The sequence below is a fragment of the Citrobacter sedlakii NBRC 105722 genome (genome assembly GCF_000759835.1).
Classification (GTDB): Bacteria; Pseudomonadota; Gammaproteobacteria; order Enterobacterales; family Enterobacteriaceae; genus Citrobacter_A; species Citrobacter_A sedlakii.
Genome location: NZ_BBNB01000009.1, coordinates 121,339 through 144,981, shown reverse-complemented (window position 1 = coordinate 144,981; position 23,643 = coordinate 121,339). Strand labels below are relative to the sequence as shown.

Sequence of the window (23,643 nt, the reverse complement as noted above, 5' to 3'; positions counted from 1 at the left end):
CATTGGGGGCATAATTGGGGGCATCTTAACTTCGATTAGAAATATGCCCCCAAATGAAGCTCAACGCCAGACAAGTCGAGACCGCGAAGCCAAAAGACAAAACCTACAAAATGGCCGATGGCGGCGGTTTGTATCTTGAGGTTTCGGCCAAGGGGTCTAAATATTGGCGCATGAAATACAGACGTCCTTCTGACAAGAAAGAGGATCGTCTCGCTTTTGGTGTGTGGCCGACTGTGACGCTTGCTCAGGCAAGAGCAAAGCGCGACGAAGCTAAAAAGCTGTTAGTTCAGGGCATTGACCCAAAAGCCGAACAGAAAGAAGCTCAGGCCGAGAATTCGGGGGCATATACGTTCGAAACCATTGCTCGTGAATGGCATGCAAGTAACAAGCGCTGGAGTGAAGACCATCGATCGCGTGTTCTTCGGTATCTTGAGCTTTATATTTTCCCTCATATCGGTTCGTCCGACATTCGCCAGCTCAAAACCGGCCACCTGTTAGCCCCGATTGAAAAGTTGATGCCAGTGGAAAGCATGACGTCGCTCAGCGCTTGCAACAGCGTGTCACGGCAATCATGCGTTATGCCGTACAGAACGATTACATCGACTCAAATCCAGCCAGTGATATGGCCGGTGCGCTATCGACAACCAAAGCGCGACATTACCCCGCCTTACCCTCAAGCAGGTTACCTGAGTTTCTTTCTCGTCTTGCTGCATATCGTGGCCGTGTAATGACAAAAATCGCGGTTGAGCTTTCATTGCTCACTTTTGTACGTTCTAGTGAGTTACGTTTTGCACGTTGGGAAGAGTTTGATTTCGATAAATCTCTTTGGCGCGTTCCTGCAAAACGAGTAGAAATTAAAGGTGTGCGTTATTCGTACCGTGGCATGAAGATGAAAGAGGAGCATATCGTTCCGCTTAGTCGACAAGCTATGATTTTGTTAGGGCGGCTTAAGCAAATCAGTGGTGATAAAGAGCTTCTTTTTCCGGGAGATCATGACTCAACTAAAGTTATGAGTGAGAATACGGTAAACAGTGCATTACGTACGATGGGCTATGACACAAAAACTGAAGTTTGTGGGCATGGTTTCAGAACTATGGCACGAGGTGCTTTAGGTGAGTCAGATTTGTGGAGCGATGACGCGATAGAACGTCAGTTAAGCCATTCTGAGCGTAACAATGTACGCGCTGCCTATATTCACACTTCAGAGCATTTAGATGAGCGTCGGTTAATGGTCCAGTGGTGGGCGGATTATCTCGATGATATAGTCAAAGAGTACTTATCACCCTTTGATTTTGCGAAAAAAATTCTTAAGAATTGACCCATCTTTCCGATACTTCTCTTATTCTATGATTTTAAGAACAATTTATTAAAATGGAGATTTTATGAATAACGACATTAAAAACGCCATTCTTGAAGGCAGAGTAATGCTTCTTTTGGGGGCGGGAGCATCATTTGGTTCTTTAACAAGTAGTCGTGAAGCTATACCATTGGGTTTCGATCTGGCTAAGATTTTATGCAAAGAAGCAGATTTCGATTACAATAATGAATCTTTGCCAATGGTTTACTCTGCTTGTTCATCAAAACTTGGATCAAGACTGGAATCAATATTTGATAAATATTTTAGAAATTGCATCCCTTCCGATGAGTATAATGTCCTAGCTAGATATACATTTGCTAGAATATATACTTTAAATATAGATGATGCTTTTGAAAAAAGTTTACTCTCAAATTCCCCCCAGCATATATATATACGAGATAGGAACGATAAAGTTTATCCCCAAGATCAATTATTCAAAAACTTGGATTATATTAAGTTGAATGGGGACTCACATCACTTTCGTCAGGGGTATATTTTCTCACCTCAGGAATATGGAGCTGCATCAGCACAGGCTCCACTGTGGTACAATGAATTAGGGAGTGATTTCTTTAATTATAAATTTATATTCATTGGTTCAAAATTGGAAGAGCCGCTATTCTATCACCAAGTTGAAAGATATAAAGGTAAAACACATAGTACTGAACAGCGGAGTTATGTGCTTACACCCACAGCTTCCGAAATAGCTAAGGCAAGCTTAATGACTTCCAACATTGAGCATATTAATGCCACGATTGGGGATTTTGTTGAGTGGCTTAAACGTGAAATACCAAAGCCAAATACCCCAAGTGATACATTAATAAAAAGCCGTCCTGAATATAATGTTGTTGGCGAGCAAGATCAAAAAAGTTATATGGATGCATTCAAAAATGTAATTGCTATAACTAGATCCAACATATTAATGATTAATGAAAGAGATTCTGGTAGTCCGATTAGAACTTTCTACAAAGGATTTAAGCCAACTTGGAAAGATATATTGGATGGTGTTCCGGCATTTCTTGATAATGCCAAAAACATCCTTAAGGATATTGAGCTTCAAATAAATGGAGATAACTCAAAGAATCTTTATTGTATTTTCGGATCAGCGGGTTCTGGCAAATCAACACTTCTAAAACAAGTTGCATTGAAATTATCTGAAAAAAATTATCCTGTATATTTTGTTGATAACATAAATGCCAATTTGAAAGATCTTGTTTCTGTTATGGAAACGAAGACAAGTGGTCGATATTATATTTGTTTGGAAAGGGTGGCTGATTCCGCTCAAGTTATTGGTGAAATCTTTAACCAAAGAAAAAGCATGAAGTGTGTATTTGTTGGCTTTGAAAGCAAGCACATTTGGAGTTACCGAGGCAAGGAGTACTTTGAGCCAACGCGTTATGTCACTAAAGATGTTTCTTCGATTACTCGATCAGATGCGACAAAAATTCTAGAAAAAGTCAGGTTGTATGGAAATTGGACTTATCTTGAAAAGCTGACACCGTCGGAAAGAATTAAGCGTTTAATTACTAATTCAAGAAAACAATTACTAATTGGGCTAATGGAAACGACATTTGGTGAGGGTTTCGAGAAGATTATACATCGTGACTTCCATAATATCCCTTCTGAAAGCCATAGAGCGCTACTGATTCTAAGTGGTATCGCTACCTATCAGCGCGTTAGTGCTCACGAGTCCACTTTAACAAGAGCATTAATAAATTTAGGTCTTGATGCAGATATTAAATTACTTACATCTCAAATGGATGGGATTTTAGCTTTCAAAAATGGATATGTTGAGACAAGGCATTATGCATATATTGAGAAGATTTTTGATAACTTAGTTGAAACTCAATATCTTTCTAATATTCTGTCAGCCTATATTGAGTCGTTTACCGTATATGACTACCCTATTGTGAAAAATGTTAGTAAGACTGAGGGTATGATTTATAAATCTTTAGTTAATTCTAAGAACTTAAGAAAGCTACTGAAAGGTGATAAGGCTAAAATACTTGATTTATACAATAAATTTGAGAAAAAGCTGGAGCATGAAGGATTGTATTTAATGCAGTATGGCCTGGCGCTTAGATATTTTAATATGCAGGATGATGCGTATGATAAATTAAGGGTTGCAAGTCAGGCATTTCCTAATTCGCCCCAAATTGAACATGCTTTAGCTCAGCAAAAAATAATTATGTCTTTAAGGTGCGAATCAAAATCTGATGCAATGAAATTATTCATTGAGGCTGAAGAAATACTTTCTCGACTTGATGGTGGAAAAGTTAAACTTGTTGACGGATATCCGATAGTGACTCTTTCAGAAGGTCATGTGGAACTCGCGAGAAAATTTGACGGAGAAAAGGTTGCACAGAAACTTGCTGCTCAATATCATGAGAAAATTAGAAAGTTATATCAATTCTCTGGTAGCGCAGAGACAAGAATTGAAGAAACTTCAAGGAAATTATTTATATATTCGACTACGGGTAAGTATTATAAAAATAATGCATCGAACGGGGTTGAAATTATTTTTTCAGATGAAGAGGGTGGTGATTGATTTAAATTAATAAATTCCATTAATTTTTTCTACTCTTTATGACCAATAGGAGCTCGAGCTAATCGAGCCCCTTAGTCGTATGAACAAAATTATCTCTGCATCAGCGCGCAATGCTCTCCCCGCCACGCCTGCCCGCTTCTGGGAGCGCTTTTAATGCAGGTGCATGAAGGGCTTCATGTAAGCATCCCTGCAAAACGAACCATTCACTTTTAGAGATCTTCCTACATACTGATTATGTTCCCGGAGGAGAACGCCATGCGTAAAGCCCGATTATTTTTGTTAGAGTGGTGATTTTAACGTTAATATGTACCCCTCTCCACATACTTCCAATTAATTTTATATAAAGTTCTTATAATAGAAGTGTTAACCTATAAATCTAAGCAGGATGCTGGTATTTAGAAAGAGATATAAACATAAATTTATCTGTCTTAGAAATTGTGAGTGTGGTTTTTATAATATTTACAGGATGGGGGCTTGAGTTCTTTTAAATAATAAAGAGGCATATAGGTTTACCTCTTTATTATGTATATGTGATTTTTAACTAGTTTGAGTGAAGCTGTTTAAAGTTATACGGCTTTTTTAACCAAAGAGGTAATGACATTATTTTGTATGAAATCTAATGCGACCGCTTTAATTACAGGAACTGAAACACCATTCCCCATTTGTTTGTAAACTGCATTATCATCCTCAAGTAAAACGTATGACTCAGGATAGCCTTGTATTCTAGCACATTCTCTTGGCGTTATTTTTCTTAATATATTGTTATAATACACACCCAGCCGATTACTATCTGAAGCTGTTAATGTGATACTAATGCTTTCAGGATCAAGGAATTTGAAAACTTCAAAGGACATATTTCCACATACGGGATTATATAACCCATCTTTTTTTGAAAGGTAACCTTTAGTAATCAATGCGTCTGAAATCTCATCAAAATCACTATATGGATAAAAAGTCATGATCTGCTCTTTTGATAAACTTTTCCCATCTTTATGTGTGCCAAATGTTTTTTTACGTCTATTAGAGATTAACATATTCATGAATTCAATCTCCTTAGGGGAGCATATACCTTTTATCCCAAGCTCCCATGAATGAAGAGATTTACCTCCTCGATAGTCAATAAGACGATATCCATGGATTTCGTTGAGGTTAGGGATTGCATTCTTGATCATTTGTTGAAAACCTGAACTGCAAATATATTTTTCATCAACAAAAGGATCTAATATATCTTTAATGAATTTTACATTGTTAAATTCGTTGATTTTATTTTTAAAATCATGTGAATCAGCAGCACCAACATCAGTTCTAAGTGTCATCTTAGGTTCTGAGTTAAGCACACCAAAAATATAAATTCGCACTCTATTTTGTGGTACAGAGAAAGAACTACTGTTAAGTAGCAAGAAGTCAACGCCATATCCTAATTCTTTTAAGGTGTTTTCAATGACCTTGTAAGTATTACCTTTATCATGGCTGAGTAAACCTCTAACATTTTCTAATAAAAAAAATGTGGGTTTTTTTTCTTTGAGTATTCTTGCGACATCAAAAAATAACGTACCCCTAGTGTCTTCAAAGCCCTTTCTTTGCCCTGCATGAGAGAAAGCCTGGCAAGGAAAACCAGCTAAAAGAAAATCGAAATTAGGTAATGTACTGGCTTCAACTTTAGTTATGTCACCATAAGGGTTTTCACCAAAATTTAGTTGATAAGAAAGGCAAGCCTTTTTGTCAATTTCACAGCTATATACGCATTCATGCTCTATAGATAGCTGATCCATCGCTTGTTCAAAACCTAATCGAATTCCACCTGTCCCGGAGAAAAGATCAATAAATTTAATCACTTAAAGCCTCTCTAGCCCAATTGCATAATAACGACAGTTCTTCATTTGAAAATGCAACAGTACAATCACTATACTCACAAATCATCGATACCGCAGATCTCCGTTGAAAATTTCCTGCCCCATCAATAATATAGGCGATGTGGTATCCATTGTTATGCATATCAACCATTCTATTATGAGCGCTTACTGCCTTACGTTCAATGGTACTGTTAGTAGTAACTTGAAAGCTTATTTCAATACCGATGATTTTACTGCCCTTTCTTATTACTATATCAAAAGAGCTATTTATATCCCCACTATCTGTGTGGAGAAGTATTTTGCCATTACTCACTACAGAATAATCTTCGCCTAGATTATCTGAAATAAATTTCCTCACATATTTCTGTAATAGTTGTCCATTGGTATTAGCTTTTGCTCCTCCAGTAATTTTACTTACGTATATATAACGTTGTTTGATGTATTCGTCTAATATATCTTTCATTCCTACTCTTGCAGCCATATCGCATGCACTAAGGTTTGCATGAGCAGATGATGAACAAAATGCACCATACATCAAAATCATTATCATGTCTTTGTATAGAGGATTTAATTTATATGGGTTTTGAAGGTTATCGCCATCTAATTTTAGTTTTGCGTTATTTAGCGATTTTACAGGCAATGTTTCAAAGGGATACACTATCTCTTGCGTATCAAGGAAAATGTGCATCAAATATTTATTTGATGATGAATCTATGTCAAATATGGTATCAAACTCTCTACCTAAACGCTGAATTGGTTCACCGCCGTAGTCAAGAATAACGCATAAGTGCTTTAGGAAAAGATTCGCAGGCATGCCACTTGTTTCAATAAGTGTGAATAATGTTGAAGGATTATGATCTTTATAAAGTGATAATATTGATATAAAATCATCTTGGCTTGCTATCAACTGAGGAATTATACTTGTTGTAGACTGTCCATCTACAATTTCTTGAGGCCACCAGTTCACAGCATGTGCTTTTAATTGCTCTATGTTTCTTTGATACATCTATAAACCCTCATATTTTTCAGCTATTCTATCATTGTGCGATGGAAATTACACCAAAATTTATTTGTGATTATTTTGTAGTTAATTAAATTTTTTTCTTGGATGGTTATTCGATATGTATTTAATGTGTAATGCAGTAGGTGTCAATAATTATTAATTAAAAAACATGAGTAGCCATACGTTGAACAGTAATGTTACGATCAACTCTTGTTGGCAGTACGACACAGCTCATGCAGAGCCAGTTTCCAGTTTATTGTAGGGATTTGGAGTCAACAAGAAAGAACAACAAGGACTAAGAGTAAGCTCGCCGAGAAATCGAATTGACAATGATTTTGGCTAATATCCGTGAGTCAGTTGTCGCAGGTCGAAGGACTACTCAAAGCAAACCTGATGGCTTCGAAAGATAGCTCGCCTTATTAACGATAACAAGCTTTTCCCTGACCGAGCTTCTCTAAGCTTTTGGCATTACAACCTTCAAGTTTGGCAGAATACCAGTTAACAAGATGCTGTTGAATCAGGGCTCTGAAGGACTTGCCTTTCTCATGTAATTTATTGTAAGTACCTTTTAGAAGCAAAAGTATGACGTCGGAGGATTTCATTTTGACCTAACTCAGAGAGTAGTCCTCCATCTAGGTTGATGAAGGTCTGAGAAAGTGATCCATAATGCCATGGAAAAAATCCAGTAATCCTTGTTGATTGTTATTATTGTCAGCGCTTTTATTGTTAGATACATTGATATGTGGAGGGAAAATAAATATGGGAAAAGTATTGAGCAGAAATCAGTTTATAGAGAGTTATGGTGCAACCTGTAAGAACTGGAAGTGGAGCTGGTCATTAGTGATGCCGATACATCCAGATAGCTCTTTCTGTTCTATGATTGGCTGTCAACGATAACTCGAAGAGCACACTGCTCCGCCCCGGTGAAGCCCCTCCGGGTAAATAGCCTGCGTTATATCTTGCGTCCTCAAAAGCCTGGTATAGCGCAGGCTGGGAGTCAGGAGACATAGACGGTTAAGAGATTAACTGTTGGGATCTCCTTTTTTATTATTTTTATCTAATAGAATCAGTTAATAAAAATCTTCATCAACATGCCCTTCGTATTTCAATATTTCCAAGAATCGCTTGTAGGCAATTTCATCACGTTCGATGATATCATCAAGCAAGTTTTCTTTAATTAGAGCCCAGTGATAAATGCCGTTTTTGAAATATATTGCCTGAAAATCTATTTCAGGAGCGATCATTGATACTTGAGTCGCTCTATATGCCATCAACCCACCATATCCTTTCAGGAAACCTAAAAAATAAGTTTCATTACCAAACCAATAAATGCTAAAGATATCAACGATCCTGCCCAATGGGTCTCGAGTGTCTCTTATTTTCATTTTTTACATCCATCGGTCAGTGAATGACCTGGTTGTAACGGATTCCTTTGTGGTGTAACAATTTCCATATCAGTACATTACCAGTATTAACATTGTACTGGTAATGTACTGATATGGACGGTCCACCCCTTTGGTGACCATGAAATAGTTAATCATGGCGTCTTTCACCTGCTGCTGATTCTGTGCATCAACACTAGTGATATCGAGGATATTGACTATCTGACCATACGCATCAGTGTAATGTTGGCTATATTTCGAGTTATAAGGGCCATCTTCATACCCTTCTTTTGACGCAATGACTTTCAGTCTTGCTCCTGCACACGCTGAACTTCCCGCATTGCCATTACCACAGGCATCAATAACTTTCTTGTCACTGGTAATATCTTTTCCAAGTAATGCATCATACTTCTGCTGCGCCTTTTCACGCTCTGCCGGATCTTTACTATTTTTAAGCGTCTGCTTTGAATCGCCAATTAACCATCATGCATCAGTGATTTTTTTAAAATAGCATTGACTTTTAAATTATCTTCTGGATGTAATTTCAAATACTTGTTGCACGCAATTGCAAGGTATTTATAGCAAATACTTTCGCTAACAACGATTGTATCGTTATCTTCTGGAGGGTATCCATATGCAAACTCCACTCCTTCGAAATGTTCTTCATCATAACAACTGCCCATGTCAGGAAAGCTACAGTATGCACCATCTACATGGAAACTATTTTTTTCGGCCATGTACCCAATCGCCTTAATAAATAATCCACTTCCGTACATTCGATCAAAGTAAGACTTAATAATCCAGTGCGGATCACTGTTGTCATATGGTTGTCCGAATAATTCCTTGTCCATTTTTTTTCCTTTCACTGAGGATGGAAATTATTGACCATACCTGTAGTTTTATCAATATATACTCTGAAATTAACACCGCCTGCTTGAGCGTCATATGCTTGCAGCCCTTGCTTCATCGCTGCCTCATATCCTTTGGCGGCCGCTTGCTGTCCTAACTCCAGCATTTTGCTGTCGGTAAAAATCTTAGGATCATAAATAGTTTTAGGTAATTCTGCTGCTTTATATCCCGTCACATTACCGGCCCTATCATAGGACGGTATCTGATAAGTCACTTGAGTTATCCCCTTGGTCTCAGTAGGCTTTTCACTAACAATTTTTACATTATATTCTTTTGCCGCTGCATAGAATTGTTCTGCATTGTGCGCGCCAGTGATACCTTTTTTCTGCGAATACCCATCTAGTGTTGAGAGGTGAGCTGGCTGGTTTATTTTGAAACTAATCCCATCAGGATAAGTCACCTCAGAGACATTACCTGTTGTTTTTATAGTGACTTTTTGGCCGGAAGCAGTTTCAACCACAGTTGTTTTTGGGACAACAGTATCAACCCCTTTCATCCCTGCAATGATGCTTACAATTGCATGCGTCTGCATTGCATCATCATAGGCCTTAGCAACTTCGTCCCACTTCTTACCTGTACTATCAACGATACCCTTAATTGCCGCATCGCGTGTGATGCTCCCAGAATCAAGGCCTTCCATGATCGCAGCGGCATTGCTGTAGTCCTGCGGGAAAATGTCCTTGTATGACAATCTGTAGCCCGCCGCGCTGTCGCCATATCCTTCCAGTGCTTTCTGTGCTTGTACAACCAGTTGTCCACAGCCTGCGCTGCTCTTATTGCCCTGAGTACACACATCCAAAATTTGCTGATCTCGGGCTTTATCCATGGCGTTAATATCAGCCAGTTCCTGCGTCAGCGTCTGACGCTCGTCTGCAGTTAAATCCCCGCTTTCAAGTTGATTTTCAACCTGCTTCTTACGCTCGGCCTCTTTATGATTGAGATAGTTCCATCGCACTGAATCCACTGAAGTCGCCGCACCCGACTGTGCTCCGTTCGTTCCGGCAATGACTCCACCTATAGCAGCGCCGCTTACCGCAGCAGCCCACTGAACAATCGCCCCTTTCTCACGTTCGCCGAGTGAGGTGTGGCTACCCAGATAGTCCTGCACCATTTTGCCGAAGGCTTCGCTGCTGAGACCTGCCACGCCACCCGCAAGAGCATTACCGCCGCCTAGACTCGCCTGAAGCGCACCGATAATCCCGTGAATAGCAGCTTTCTCTGCGCTGTACTCACCCCAGCCCATTTGAGCCCCGAGATCGCCTGCTGCCTGGTTAGCCATCTGACCGAACAGGCCCGCCAGCTCCTGCTGCTCCTGGATTTTTTCTTTGTCGAAGATCTTGTCAATATGACCATTGGCTTTATCCGTATCGCGACTCAGATCTGCCACATCCTGCTGCTGATTTTCCTTGTCGCGAATGGTAATCGTGCCGTCTGCAATCGCCGAATGGGTCGTGCCGGACGCATCATCATGCACCCCGATGCCGATAATAGGGATTGCGCCACCGCCGCTTCCGTTCCTGTCGCCTGCATACCCGCCGATGATGCCTTTTGTGTCTGAGCTGTATTCGGCGCTGTTGTTGATATCACGCCAGCCGAGCGTGCCCGTATCCAGCGAGTTTTTATCTGCCGTCGCCGTGCTGGCGATAACGGCACCATCCAGCTGCGTGTGTTTGCCAACGGTGATATCAAAACCTTTATCCCCTGCAAACAGGCCGCTCTGCTCGCCGACGCTCGCATACTCACTTTTGGTTTTACTGTTACTGATGCTGAGTGAGGCTGAACCGCTCATAGAACCGAATGTAAAGCTGGCTCCGCCGCTGACATCCTTCTGCCAACTGGTGTAATCATCGGTATCCTGGAGGCTGCTCACCAGCAGGTCACGGCCCACATCTGCCGATATTTTATCGCCCAGCGCCTGCGCACCGGCAATGACTGTGTCGCGTCCGCTGCTCATGCTCAGTTCATTGCGGGCGTTAACGCGGGTATTTACGTACTCGGTCGTTTTGCCGTTATCGCCACCTTTAGACTGGTAGCCACTTGCCTGAACACCAATACCGGTTTCGTTCCCGACAGAAACATGGACACCCGCTGCCCAACCGCTGCTGTTGTTTGAGCTTTTTTGCTCGCTAGTGTTGGAGGCGGCATCAAGCAACAGATCGTTCTGTGCCACTAACGTAACGTTATTTCCCGTGACGCCACTGCCAACAATGTGTAAATCACCGCTGGTTCCTTTTTGTCCGGTAGCGACCATATTCACGTCGCCCCCCGCTGTCAGGGTACTGCCGCGGACTTCATTCTGTTTCAGTTCAGAAGTGGACGTGCTTTTGCTGGAGCCGATATTCAGTTCCACGCGAACGGCATTCATGTCTCCGCCGGCAGCACCACCCGCCACAGAAGCCGCACCAGAACCGGCCACCCACATATCCTGCGCGGCTTTTACGCCATAAAGTGTCTTCAGACGATTGTCGCTGACTTCGCTGCCACGCTTGATAGCGTTATTCGCCGCCATTGCCGCATCAGTAATGGCAGACGAAACCGACAGCGTCAGGCCGCTTTGCTTCTGTTCATACGTTTCTTTTCGGCGAACCAGATCATTACCCGGGTCAACGACAATTTCCCCAGCAATCACGTTCAGGTTTTTGTCCGCGATAACATCTGCGCCACTGATATGCGCTTTGCTGTCCGCAATAATGCTGACATTGCCGCCCGTGGAGCCGACGGTACTGACACTCTGACTTTGCGTGGTGCCATCTTCGTTAACCTGGTGGCGGGTGGAGTTTGTTCCGATGGTAAAGCCAATACCACCACTCCCCATCAGGCCGCTCTTTTTCTTCTCTTTCAGATGATACGAAGACTGCTCGTCGGTCGCGGCCACGACGTTGACATCATGACCCGCTTTCAGGGCAACATCACCATCACCAATGATCGAGGATCCCTTCACCGTCACATCATTTCCGGCAGTGACAGAGACGTTATTTCCGCTGAGTGACGATCCTTTCTCGTACGTCGCACTCTCTTCGTCGATAGTGTGCGTAGTGGTTTTTTTGAGGAATCCTTTTTTGGTCTTCGTCTCTTCCTTGTAGTGATAATCGCTTTCCGTCGCAGTGGTCAGGTTCACATCACGACCAGCCGCCACGCCGATATCGCCGCTGGCGGTCACCTGTGCGGCTTCGCTGTTCACGTCACGTCCGGCGATAATCGTGGTGTTGCCGCCGCTGGCTATTTCTGTGCTCTGCTGGCGTACGGATTCGTCGATAACGGTTTTCTTTTTCGAGTGTGAGCTGCTGCCGGTCACGGACTCTTCTGCCAGAAGACTGACGTCACGTCCGGCCTGGATACCAACATTCCCTTCCGCCGCAATGCCTGCCGCCTGGCTGGTAACGTCCCGCCCGGCTACCAGCGTCACATTGTTGCCCGCTGAAACGGTGGTTCTGTCTGCGCTACTCTGATGGCTTTCGCTGCCGCCCGTGCGGCTGGTTTTTCCGTTGCTCGCTGCGTTCAGGTTCAGGTCGTTACCCGCAGAGAGCAGGGCGCTGTTACCGGCGGAGACGGATGAGGCGGTAACATTCAGATCGTTGTCTGCCACCATCACCATGTTACCGCCAGAACTGATGTTGCTGCCCTGTGAAGTGGTGGATGATGAACTGTTGTCTTCAGTGCGCCAGAAACCGGACTGACTTTTGCTCCCGCTTATCTGGTTTGCGGCAATGTTGATATCATTACCCGCAGACATTCCAAGGATGCCACCAGACGAGACAGTTGCCCCGGTAATGTTAATGTTTTTCCCTGCATCCAGTGAGAGTGAATCAGTGCCTTTAATGGTCGCCACCGGACCGGTGTCCGTACCGCTGACATGCACACTGCCATAGCGACTGTCACTGCCCGCACTCCACTGCTGAGTCCGGGTGATGTTATTGATGCTGCCGCTGATGCTCTCCAGAGCAACGGTCTGACCGCTGATGACTGAGCCGATATTACTGATATCGCCGATGGCGCTCAGGTCCAGGCTGCCGCCCGCACTTATGAGCCCCGCATTCAGGTTGTCGAGACTGTTGCTGCTGTCGATAGCAAGGGCGTTTTGCGCAGTGAGGGTACTGCCATCGTTGATAACGCGACCACCTGCCAGCTGAACGTTGTTACCGCTGATGACGCTGCCGTTCTGCACGGCAACGTCTTTCGGTGACAGATAGACTTTCGGGATCATCACCGTCTGACCATTGACAGTCGCGGATTCCCACCACAGGATGCTCTGATCGAGCGCGGCGATCTGCGCAGCCGTCAGTGCGACGCCAAACTGCAGGCCGAGGGAGTTCTGCGTGGTGGCGGCGTTATCCATCAGGTATCGCATCTGGTCGAGGTCAGAGCCGAGACCGTTGATATAGCGGCTGCCAGTCTGATTCAGAACATAGTTGCTGACGTAACGGGTATCAAATGCCGCATCGCCAAGGAAACGATAGTCGTGGTCCGGCCTGAGACCGAGTCGGTCAAGGAAGTACGACGAACCCAGGAACTGGTTCTGATCAGTAAATGCCCGGTTCGTTTCATGTGGAGCATCGCCCGGGTGTATGCCCAGCAGTGCATAAAGATCGCCATACAGGCTGGGGTCAAGCTGACCGAGTCCGTCGAGTTTCGGGTTAACGGTAATAAGATACGGGCTGTCCGGGTCGGTGGACGTGACAAAATAGCCGTTATTGCCCGAGGGGAGGGGATAAGCGCTGGTATCTGAATTATCCAGCGAATTGCCACCACTCAGGTTTTGCAGTGCATCATTGACTTCATCGCGCCATTCAGGGGAATTGACTGCGACAATGTCCGCGTTTGTGAGCGATTGCGTTTTTTCCGCATCACTTACGGTCTGTTGACTCAGCGGTGTCAGTGACGGGGTGGTGATAGTGTTACTAATCTGTCCGGCACTGGCGGTGGCACTGGTATTGCTGATATCACTGGTGAAAGTGGCATTAACATTGCCGCCTGCCTGGATAACAGAACGGAAATGCTCACCTTCCGTCACCTCAGTTTCGTGACCCTTCAGGATATAATTCAGCGTAGTGCTTTCCGGTAACCGATTTTCCCGACCAGTTTCTGCATCTTCTGAGTATTTTTCAGGGAGATGATCTGTTGTATCGGTGGCGTAACCGATATAACCGGGATCATAACTATAAACTAAATACTCCGTTGATATACCTGACTGCCAGCTCTGATTATTGAGTACATTCCCTGTCAGTGAAATATCCTTACTGGCAAGGATATTACTGGCAAGATTACTCAGGTTTCCAGCTTCGATTACAAGGTTCTTTCCTGAAGCGATACGTGCAGCACCACCGCTGCTTGTGACCGTCGTCCCTGTCTGGTTGGTAATAAACCGTTGATCGGCAGTATCCTCAAAAGCTGCATAGTAATACTGCATAACATGGAAGTAGTTACAGGCACTGTGTGTTCCACATGGGCCTGTTTCGTAATCACGAATTCTCTTTAATATGCCGTAACTGCCCTCTGGCAGCAGACTGATATCCACAGACAGAGTGGCGTCTCCCACGCCCGGGAGGGTTTGTCCGCCATTAATATGTGTTTCTGTAACTTTCAGACCATCCCGCTGATTCAGCAGATGACCCGTCTTCATTGTCATATCGCCCCTGAGGGTCTCGATATTTCCTGATGTATTGATAATCTCTGTGTTCGCCGCACCCGCCGCATTTTTCTGCATCACCAGATTGTTGCCTGCCAGGATATCGCCATAAACGTTGTGAAGCCGGGCAGCAAAAAGGTTGAGATTGTTACCGGCATAAATCAGTGCGGTGTTCAACAGCGTTCCGGCGGCGTTCATCGTCATGTTGCCTGCCGTACCGAGAAAACCATTTACCGTGATATCGCCGCGTGAGGTCATCTGTACGTCACCGCCCGCCGAGAGGCTTCCGGCCCCGTTAAACAGAATGCTCTGCGCGCTGAACGTGCTGCCAGCCGTGCCGGTGGTCAGTTGTCCATTGTTCGTTAAGGTTCCGCCTGCGCTGAGCAACAGGCCATTACCCTGCATCACACCGTTATTGGCAATGGCTGCCTGAGAGGTCACGGAGAGCAGATTGCCCGCTGCCAGGGTGCCGCTGTGGGTGAGGACGTTAACCAGTTTCAGGGTGGTATCGCCGAGCGCCACTACCTGGCCAGCGCTGGTGAGCGTGTTGCTGTCGAGCAACAGATTTCCGGAACTGAACAGTCTGCCACCAGCCTGGTTATTAACGGTATTGCCTTTCACGGTGAGTGCGGCGGTACCCAGTACAGTGCCGCTATTGGTGAGTGTATTATTCTGCACCTGCAGGTTTGCACCCTGCAGCGTGCCGGTGTTGGTCAGGCTTGTTCCACGCAGTTCGGCATTACCGGTCGCCACCATCTTCCCGCCGTTAACAGTCTGCACGACATTCACCAGCAGCGTCAGCGCCTGGATCAGACCGTTGCTGCCGGTGGTCAGTTGCGGTGTGGTCAGCGTGAGTTTACCGCCGGAGAGGATGTTGCCGTCGTTCTGTGCACGCGTGGTAGCATTAAGCGTGGTTGCGCCACCGCCCTGCAGCATACCTTTATTATCAAGTGTCGCGGTGGACAGGCTGAGCGCATTCTGACTCAGCAACACGCCATTCACGGCGTTGTTCAGCTCGTTGCTGATGTTCAGGTCGAGCGATTCCCCCTGCACGCGACCGCTGTTGGCGAGCGACGCGGTATTGACGGTTGTGGTTTTGCCCTGCAGTTGCCCGGCGTTACTGGTGCCTGCGGATTGCAGTGTCAGCGCACCGGCGCTGAGCATTTTGCCGCCAGTCTGGTTGGTCAGCATGCCGTTCAGCGAAACCGCCAGACCACTGACGCCGGTGATGTCACCCGCGTTGGTCAGCGTGTCGCCCGACAGCGTCAGGTTCTGCGCGATCCATTGTCCGCTGTTGCTTAAATTCAGTGCAATGAGCGCCATCTCACCGTTCGAGGTGATTTTGCTGCCCGCGGTACTGGCGAGATTACCTGTCAGACGTGCAGTCAGTCTGTCCGCCGCCTGGATCGCACCGCTGTTTGTCAGACTGTCTGCGGTGAGCAGAACCCGTTTGCCCTGCCATTGTCCTGAACTGGTAATACCGCCTGCGGTGATCGTCAAATCACCGGTGGTCAGCAGTGATCCCCCGTTATTCATCAGCGCAAGTTGAGGTGATGCCATCTCCATACGGGCGGCAAGCGTCAGCGCAGCGATCCCGGTGAGCGTGCCGCTGTTGGTGATGCTGTCCTGGCGCACTGTCAGCGTTTTACCCTGAATCGTGCCGCTGTTGCTGAGCGTGTTTCCCGTGAGGTTGAGACTCTCAGTTGACAACAGTCTGCCCCGGTTGTCTGTCTTCTGCGCCGTCAGTGTGGCACTGCCCTGGCTCATGATATCGCCGGTGCTGACAAGCGAACCAGTGTTCGTCACGAGTGTGCCGGTCGCCAGCAGGCTGCCGCTGTGGTTCCAGTCCGTGCCGGTCAGCGTGGCGTTATCACCCTGTACTGTACCGGCAGTGGCGAGCTGCCCGGCGGTGATATCCAGTACGCCCGCAGTTAACCAGCGTCCTGCACTGCCCTGGGCCAGCGTGTCACCACGCAGCGTCAGAGCCCCGGTTCCCTGCAACAGACCGTCGCCGGAGAGAGTTGTTGTCTGCACGGTCAGTCCGGTATCGCTGACGATAAGGCCATTGTTGACGATACCAGGAACGGTCAGCGTCAGGTTCGCGGCGCTGTACAGCGTGCCGGTTTGCTGGTTGTCGAGCTGATGTGTGTTCAGCAGCAGCTGCGAATCACCCTGTAACAAACCGCTGTTGGTCAGCGTCTGCGACTGTGTGTTCAGCGCGTCGGCTGTCATCACCCCCTGGTTAACGAGTGTCGGGGCGGTGATGTTCAGGGCTGCCGCACTGCTTTTACCGCTGTGGGTCAGGCGTTCGCTGGCGGTGATGTTTAGCTGACTTTTTGCCGCCTGGGTTCCGGCCAGCGTGGCCTGTTTGGCGTTGATGGTGACGTTGCGCCCCTGCATCTGCGAGGCGGTTGTGGTGTTGAGATTCTGTCCCTGCACCGTGATATCACCAGTCGCGTTTATCGCACCGTTCAGCGTCTGGCTGGCAGCATTCAGCGACAGGGCATTACCGGCGACCAGTTCGCCGTTGTGGCTGAGTGTGCCGGTAGTGACGCTCAGGTTCTGCCCGGCGGTCACGCGCCCCTGTGTTGCCGCACTTTCGCTGGCATTCAGGGCAATGTTCCGGGCGGCATCGGTCTGGCTGTTGCCGTCCTGAGAAAGGGTGGTTGCCCGCAACGTGGCATCCCGCCCGGCCATCAGTTTTTCATTCTGTTGAGTGATTTTACCGCTGGCAGTCAGACTGAGGTCGTTGTCAGTGTTGAGCGTTCCGTTACTGAGCGCTATGTCGCTCTGGCTGCTGACAGTCAGGTTACCACCTGCTTTATGGTCGCCGGTTAAGGTGACGTTCTGGCCTTTTGCGCTGATGGCGCCGGTGGCAAGGCTGTTATTGACGGTCAGTCTGCCGTTCGCATCCAGCGTAATATCGCCGCTGCGGGCGTTGAGGTTACCGAGGTTCACCCCGACCCCACTATCACTGGAGACCAGTCGGATACGGTTGGCGTACATCCCGCCCAGTGCGCCGGTATCAACAGCAACTTTCGGCACTTCACCTTCGCCTTTCAGCGCGCTGACACGTCCGTCCGCGGTTACGCGGTTGGCCCCGGTAATCACCGTCAGGTTTTTCGCGTGCAGGGCAGCGTTAATGTCCGTGGCGCGGGTAAGAATGGATACCGAGTCGCTGAGACTGCCGTCGAGCCCCTTACCTTCAATGGTAATGCTGCCTTTAGTAACATCAAATGACTGCAGGTTGCCGCTGGCATCCAGTACCGGTTTCCCGGTGGTCAGCGTCACGTTTGGGGTATTGATAAATCCGCAGCCGTTACAGGTAATACCGTACGGGTTGGCAACCATCACGTTCGCCGCTTTTCCCGCCACTTCGGTATACCCCTGAAGCTGTGAACGGTTAGCGCCGGTGACTTCGTTAATGATGCCCCTGGCTTCCTGCCCGGCTTTCAGGTTCGGGTTACTCTGAATGAGCCCACCCAGTTGCGTCTGGTTCAGCTTACCGGTGGCGTTGTTAAGGATTAAACCTTCCTTCCCGACGTTATACTCACCGTATTTGTTATGGGATATCCCGGCCCCGTTCGGCGTGGCAATATTTACCACCGGCACACCGTTTCCGGCCTTGTCCATCGTCGTGTTACCGGTGGGGGTGACGGTCGCTGCCACCGCGGGCAGCAGCGGTTGCGTTGCCAGCAGGGTACTTAACAGCCAGCTCAGTACACGCTGAGAAAAACGGGTCTGATTGTTATCCATCGTTTTTGTCCCTTAAAACGCCACCGCCATGCGGTAATAAATAATGAGATGATCCGGTGCCAGCCAGTCCGGGTATTTCACGGGAGTTCCCACGGTAAACTGTGTCGAAAACCAGCGGTTCGCGCTGGTCAGCCCGGCAGCCGCTCCCCACAGCGTGCCGCTGGCGTACGGATCCTGGTCGTCCTGTTTCAGCCAGCCGCCATCCAGCGCTGCCATCACGCTGATTTGCCCCATCCATGGCAGGGTAAACAGCGAGTAATTCAGCTCATTTCGCAGATAACCGCCATTGTTGCCGGAGAGATACTGTTCTTTAAAACCGCGGACAGAGCTTTCTCCCCCCAGAGTGAGCTGTTCGGCACCGTAAAGCCGGTCCGGTGACCACTGAAAGTAAACGCTGCTGAGCCACCAGAGATCGGCCGCGACGGGGCGCTGGAAACTGCCGTTGAGGCTCCATTTGCGGAACTCCGCTTTTGGCACATCGCCGTATTTATCGTGATCGTCTTCCGCGCCCAGCCACGGCACGCCGTGGGTAAAAGACGGGTTGAAGGTCGCCACACCGCCGAACATTTTTTGCGTGTGATTGATGCCGAGCATCACGCTGGAGAGCTTGCGGCTGCTGGACTCCAGCAGCACGTCATCAAGATAATTGCGGCTGATGCGGTGCGTCATGCCGGTGGTAAGACCGGTTTTGATATCGCCGTTGCGGAACACCACCCACGAACCGGTAAGCCGGTGTGTTTCGCTGTCACCGGTCGAGCGCCACGGCCAGCCGTTGTTATCAATGGTGTTGAGGTAATTGCTCCAGTTGTAGCTGTAATCGAGCAGACCGTAGCCGTAAGGCACGCTGACACCTGCGGCAAAATTCTGCGCATCATGCGACTTTGAAAAATCACTGCTGCGTCCGCCGCTGATAAACCATTTATCCGCCAGCCCGAGCAGGTTATTGCCGGTCAGGGCGCCGCTGAACTGCCCGGTGCCGGTACTTTTCTGCCCGCTGTTGTCGAAATTTACCGAACCGCTGAGCGGAAATTCCGGGGCGGCGGTGAGATTGACCATTGACCAGCCCTGTTTGTCGCCTGGCTGGATTTCAATCTCCACCGGAACCTGCCGCACGCGGTTTAATTGCTCCATACCCTGTTCGATGTCGCGCAGGTTAAGGATTTTTCCTTCCAGCCCGGTAAAGGTCATGGCGAGCGTCCGCTGCGGTACGCCTTCCAGGCGGATTTGCTGTAACCGGCCTTCCAGCACAGTCAGATGCAGCACGCCGGAAGAGAGATCCTGCTCAGTCAAAAAGGCGCGGCTGGTGATATATCCGCGGCTGATGTACCAGTCGGAGACGGCGTTAGTGACCTGCGTCAGGCGGGTCATATCCAGGCACTGATTCAGCCAGGGTGCGGTAACGGTATTCGCATCGCGTGAAGAGAGAAGGGTGGCGCCATGCACCTCAATACGGGAAATAGTGAAACATGGGCCTTCAGTGGTCGGCGGCACGACAGGCGCAGACGAGCGGGGTAGCGGTGTGCTGCGCTCCAGTTCATCACGCTGACGCTGGTTCTGCTCAAGTAACTGTTGTTGTTGCTGTTGAATAGTATCGCGGTCAGCCGGAGAGAGCGGTGCCGCTGTGGCACGCACGCTACCGCCAGAATGGAGATACAGAAGAGGCGCGTCACGACGGAAAATCCGCGAACTGGCTTCCTGCCCATTGCTTGTCCTTAAGTAAAGATTGTATGAAAATTGATCGTGAAAATAAGGCATTAGTAAGATTTTGTAAATAACATTATTAATTTTGTGCATATGATAACTGAGGCTAATGTATTTTTTCATCCCGCTGAAATGGCGAGAAAGTAATGCTTTAACAGACAGGCGTCAGATGTGCTGACAGCAATCGTCAGTCCGGCCTTCGCACTCATTCTCATGCCTTTGACACAACAGGCTCTAACCCTTGTAGAAAATTTCAAAAACATGGTTAGAGAACGTGCACAGATTTTCGTTGGCGGTCACGCGTCGCTTAATCCATTAGCGAGAACACAGTGAACAAGGCGTTGAGATTGATGGGGCACTGACTGCTTTGCGGAGAACTGAAATTCGTACTTCGAAATCACAGCACAGCTTCTGCGGCACGGGGCGCTTTCTTTTTCGCATTACCCGTAACCAAAGGCTGCTTTTCCACGTATTCCGTCTGCGGTAGTTTGGACGTATACACCGGCGTGATCGTGTTTTTATAAACGGTGTCGCAGGGGATGTTCTGAAGCATCAGAGAATGCGCACCAATGGGGGGCAAAAAGGGGACGCTGACTTATACAAACAAAAAAGCCACTCTTTCGAGTGGCTTAACTTAATGATTTTATAGCTAAAATTTGGTGGCCCCTGCTGGACTTGAACCAGCGACCAAGCGATTATGAGTCGCCTGCTCTAACCACTGAGCTAAGGGGCCGTGGCGGTGAATTATAAAGTAACTCCCTCCTGCAATCCAGCCATAACCGCACAGGTGCTGTTTTATTAAACAACGTATTTTCAATCCGTTATACTTTTCTCGTGTTGTATTGTTCTGGAGAAAATATGGTTAAGGATATTTTGGCCCCGGGGCTGCGGGTGGTGTTCTGTGGCATCAATCCCGGGCTTTCGTCGGCGGGAACGGGGTTTCCGTTTGCGCATCCGGCAAATCGTTTCTGGAAAGTGATTCATCAGGCCGGATTTACCGACCGCCAGCTTAAGCCGGAAGAGGCGGAACGGCTGTTAGACTTTCGCTGCGGCGTCACTAAACTGGTCGACAGGCCTACGGTTCAGGCGAATGAAGTGACGCGCAAAGAACTGCATGACGGTGGGCGTAATCTGATCGCGAAGATCGAAGATTATCAGCCGCAGGCGCTGGCCATTTTAGGTAAGCAGGCGTTTGAACAGGGATTCAGCCAGCGGGGCGTCCAATGGGGAAAACAGGGCATCACCATTGGCGCCACCGAGGTGTGGGTGTTACCCAATACCAGCGGGCTGAGCCGCATTACGCTGGATAAACTGGTCGAGGCATTCAGGGAGCTGGACGAGGCGCTGATCACCCGCGGATTGTAGCGCGGGATAGTATTGCCCCGATGCAGGATCTACCGAGCAGTAAAAAAAACGCCACCCGAAGGTGGCGTCAGTGATACAGACGACGAAATTAATCGTCGAGGAAGCTACGCAACACTTCAGAGCGGCTCGGGTGGCGTAGTTTACGCAGCGCCTTCGCTTCGATCTGACGGATACGTTCGCGGGTAACGTCAAACTGTTTACCCACTTCTTCCAGCGTGTGGTCGGTGTTCATATCGATACCGAAACGCATACGCAGCACTTTGGCTTCACGGGCGGTCAGGCCAGCCAGAACGTCGTGCGTGGCGGCACGCAGGCTCTCGGTAGTGGCAGAGTCCAGCGGCAGCTCGAGGGTGGTATCCTCAATGAAATCACCCAGATGCGAATCTTCATCGTCACCGATCGGGGTTTCCATGGAGATCGGCTCTTTGGCGATCTTCAGCACTTTACGGATCTTGTCTTCCGGCATCAGCATACGTTCGGCCAGTTCTTCCGGCGTCGGTTCACGCCCCATCTCTTGCAGCATCTGGCGGGATATACGGTTGAGCTTGTTGATGGTCTCAATCATATGCACCGGGATACGGATGGTGCGCGCCTGGTCTGCGATAGAGCGGGTGATCGCCTGACGGATCCACCAGGTCGCATAAGTGGAGAACTTGTAACCACGACGGTATTCAAACTTGTCTACCGCTTTCATCAGACCGATGTTGCCTTCCTGAATCAGATCCAGGAACTGCAGGCCACGGTTGGTGTATTTCTTGGCGATAGAGATAACCAGACGTAAGTTCGCTTCAACCATCTCTTTCTTCGCACGGCGGGCTTTTGCTTCGCCGATGGACATACGACGGTTGATGTCTTTCACCTGCTCGATGGTCAGGCCGGTCTCTTCTTCAATCTGCTGCAGTTTTTGCAGGCCGCGGTGAACGTCATCGGCCACGTCGTGCAGCTTTTCAGACCACGGTTTGTTCATCGCGATAGCCGCGTTGAACCAGGTTTCGCTGGTCTCGTTGCCGGTGAACAGGGTGATGAAGTTCTTCTTCGGCATTTTACACTGCTCAACGCAGAGCTTCATGATCAGGCGTTCCTGAGTACGCACACGGTCCATCATCACGCGCATGCTGTTCACGAGGTAGTCGAACTGCTTCGGTACCAGACGGAACTGCTTGAACACTTCAGAAAGCTTGAGGATCTCGGTCTGCGCATCCGCATGACTACGGCCTTTCGCTTTGATGGTGTCACGCGTCACTTCATACTGCGTACGCAGTTCAGCGAATTTCTCGCGCGCCAGTTCCGGGTCGATGCTGTTGTCGTCATCCGCGCTGTCGTCGTCGCCGTCTTCCTCATCTTCATCCTCATCGTCGTCCATGTCTTCCTGAGACAGTTCTGAGCCGACGTGGGTGGCGGTAGGCGCCAGATCTTCTTCCGCGTTTGGATCAACGAAACCGGTGATCAGATCGGACAGACGCGCTTCTTCTGCTTCAACGCGATCGTATTGTTCCAGAAGATAGGTAATGGCTTCCGGGTATTCCGCAACAGAACACTGAACCTGGTTGATCCCGTCTTCAATGCGTTTTGCGATGTCGATTTCGCCTTCGCGGGTCAACAGTTCAACGGTGCCCATTTCGCGCATGTACATGCGCACCGGATCGGTGGTGCGACCGATTTCCGACTCTACGCTGGAGAGAACCTGCGCAGCCGCTTCTTCTGCGTCTTCATCGGTACTGGTCGTGTTTTCAGCAAGCAGCAGATCATCGGCATCCGGTGCTTCTTCCATCACCTGAATACCCATGTCGTTGATCATTTGGATGATATCTTCGATCTGATCTGAATCGACGATATCTTCCGGCAGATGGTCATTGACCTCGGCATAGGTCAGATAGCCTTGCTCCTTACCACGGGTAACAAGAAGCTTCAGCTGTGACTGCGGGTTTTGCTCCATAAGACGGTATCCACACTTAATTCGTTTGATTGGTGTCAGCCAGCGTTGCCGCCAACATTTAAAGCGAGGGCGTATTTGTTTTTTTGCCGCTGCCTCTCAGTGCGGCTGTCGGGGTCTCCCCGATCGCTATTCGGCACTTAAGCCGTTAAATACTTCCTCATTTACATTGTCCCTGGGGGCGCTGAGTTCCCGAGCTTTACACTCCCGGGA

Annotated in this window: 9 protein-coding genes, 1 tRNA gene and 2 pseudogenes; 3 read left to right on the top strand and 9 right to left on the bottom strand. The window is 48.1% G+C overall.

Translation table 11 applies throughout. From position 1 onward, the window contains the following. Positions 1-53: 53 nt before the first annotated feature. Positions 54-1,318, top strand: a pseudogene (locus CSE01S_RS13505) (tyrosine-type recombinase/integrase). A 64-nt stretch (positions 1,319-1,382) separates the two neighbouring features. Further along, a complete protein-coding gene (locus CSE01S_RS21950; protein ID WP_052406298.1) occupies positions 1,383-3,902 on the top strand; it encodes a P-loop NTPase in 2,520 nt (839 codons plus the stop codon). A gap of 566 nt (positions 3,903-4,468) precedes the next feature. On the opposite strand, the gene CSE01S_RS13495 is transcribed toward CSE01S_RS21950, so the two are convergent. The 8 genes and pseudogenes from CSE01S_RS13495 to CSE01S_RS13460 all read right to left on the bottom strand — a co-directional run bounded on the left by CSE01S_RS13495 (position 4,469) and on the right by CSE01S_RS13460 (position 20,865). Continuing rightward, positions 4,469-5,737 (bottom strand): DNA cytosine methyltransferase, encoded by a 1,269-nt coding sequence (locus CSE01S_RS13495; RefSeq protein ID WP_042289374.1) that lies wholly within the window; start codon positions 5,735-5,737, stop codon positions 4,469-4,471. After that, positions 5,730-6,761, bottom strand: coding sequence for a DpnII family type II restriction endonuclease (locus CSE01S_RS13490; RefSeq protein ID WP_042289372.1), 1,032 nt, complete (start codon positions 6,759-6,761; stop codon positions 5,730-5,732). The genes CSE01S_RS13495 and CSE01S_RS13490 overlap by 8 nt, the downstream gene beginning before the upstream one ends. 1,067 nt (positions 6,762-7,828) lie before the next feature. Beyond that, positions 7,829-8,143, bottom strand: coding sequence for a hypothetical protein (locus tag CSE01S_RS13480; RefSeq protein ID WP_042289366.1), 315 nt, complete (start codon positions 8,141-8,143; stop codon positions 7,829-7,831). 117 nt (positions 8,144-8,260) lie between these two features. Next, a pseudogene (locus tag CSE01S_RS23530) lies at positions 8,261-8,608 on the bottom strand (DUF6862 domain-containing protein); the annotation flags it as partial. Between the two features lie 8 nt (positions 8,609-8,616). Beyond that, positions 8,617-8,991 (bottom strand): ribonuclease toxin immunity protein CdiI, encoded by a 375-nt coding sequence (gene cdiI, locus CSE01S_RS13475; protein WP_042289363.1) that lies wholly within the window; start codon positions 8,989-8,991, stop codon positions 8,617-8,619. Positions 8,992-9,002: 11 nt separating this feature from the next. Next, the gene (gene cdiA, locus CSE01S_RS13470) at positions 9,003-18,431 is read right to left on the bottom strand and encodes a contact-dependent inhibition toxin CdiA (RefSeq protein ID WP_052406297.1); all 9,429 of its coding nucleotides are present in this window, start codon (positions 18,429-18,431) and stop codon (positions 9,003-9,005) included. Between the two features lie 12 nt (positions 18,432-18,443). Then, the gene (locus tag CSE01S_RS13465; RefSeq protein ID WP_084589018.1) at positions 18,444-20,186 is read right to left on the bottom strand and encodes a ShlB/FhaC/HecB family hemolysin secretion/activation protein; all 1,743 of its coding nucleotides are present in this window, start codon (positions 20,184-20,186) and stop codon (positions 18,444-18,446) included. Positions 20,187-20,789: 603 nt separating this feature from the next. After that, positions 20,790-20,865 (bottom strand) — tRNA-Ile (locus CSE01S_RS13460). Positions 20,866-20,990: 125 nt separating this feature from the next. Here CSE01S_RS13460 and mug point away from each other — a divergent pair. Then, the gene (gene mug / locus CSE01S_RS13455; RefSeq protein ID WP_042289361.1) at positions 20,991-21,497 is read left to right on the top strand and encodes a G/U mismatch-specific DNA glycosylase; all 507 of its coding nucleotides are present in this window, start codon (positions 20,991-20,993) and stop codon (positions 21,495-21,497) included. 88 nt (positions 21,498-21,585) lie between these two features. Here mug and rpoD read toward each other — a convergent pair whose 3' ends face one another. Then, positions 21,586-23,433, bottom strand: a complete 1,848-nt coding sequence (gene rpoD / locus CSE01S_RS13450; RefSeq protein WP_042289358.1) for an RNA polymerase sigma factor RpoD — start codon at positions 23,431-23,433, stop codon at positions 21,586-21,588. Positions 23,434-23,643: the final 210 nt, after the last annotated feature.

Coding starts and splice junctions, on each gene's coding strand:
- CSE01S_RS21950 (WP_052406298.1), top strand. CDS start 1,383: ATGAATAACGACATTAAAAACGCCATTCTTGAAGGCAGAGTAATGCTT.
- CSE01S_RS13490 (WP_042289372.1), bottom strand. CDS start 6,761: ATGTATCAAAGAAACATAGAGCAATTAAAAGCACATGCTGTGAACTGG.
- CSE01S_RS13480 (WP_042289366.1), bottom strand. CDS start 8,143: ATGAAAATAAGAGACACTCGAGACCCATTGGGCAGGATCGTTGATATC.
- cdiI (WP_042289363.1), bottom strand. CDS start 8,991: ATGGACAAGGAATTATTCGGACAACCATATGACAACAGTGATCCGCAC.
- cdiA (WP_052406297.1), bottom strand. CDS start 18,431: ATGGATAACAATCAGACCCGTTTTTCTCAGCGTGTACTGAGCTGGCTG.
- CSE01S_RS13465 (WP_084589018.1), bottom strand. CDS start 20,186: ATGCCTTATTTTCACGATCAATTTTCATACAATCTTTACTTAAGGACA.
- mug (WP_042289361.1), top strand. CDS start 20,991: ATGGTTAAGGATATTTTGGCCCCGGGGCTGCGGGTGGTGTTCTGTGGC.
- rpoD (WP_042289358.1), bottom strand. CDS start 23,433: ATGGAGCAAAACCCGCAGTCACAGCTGAAGCTTCTTGTTACCCGTGGT.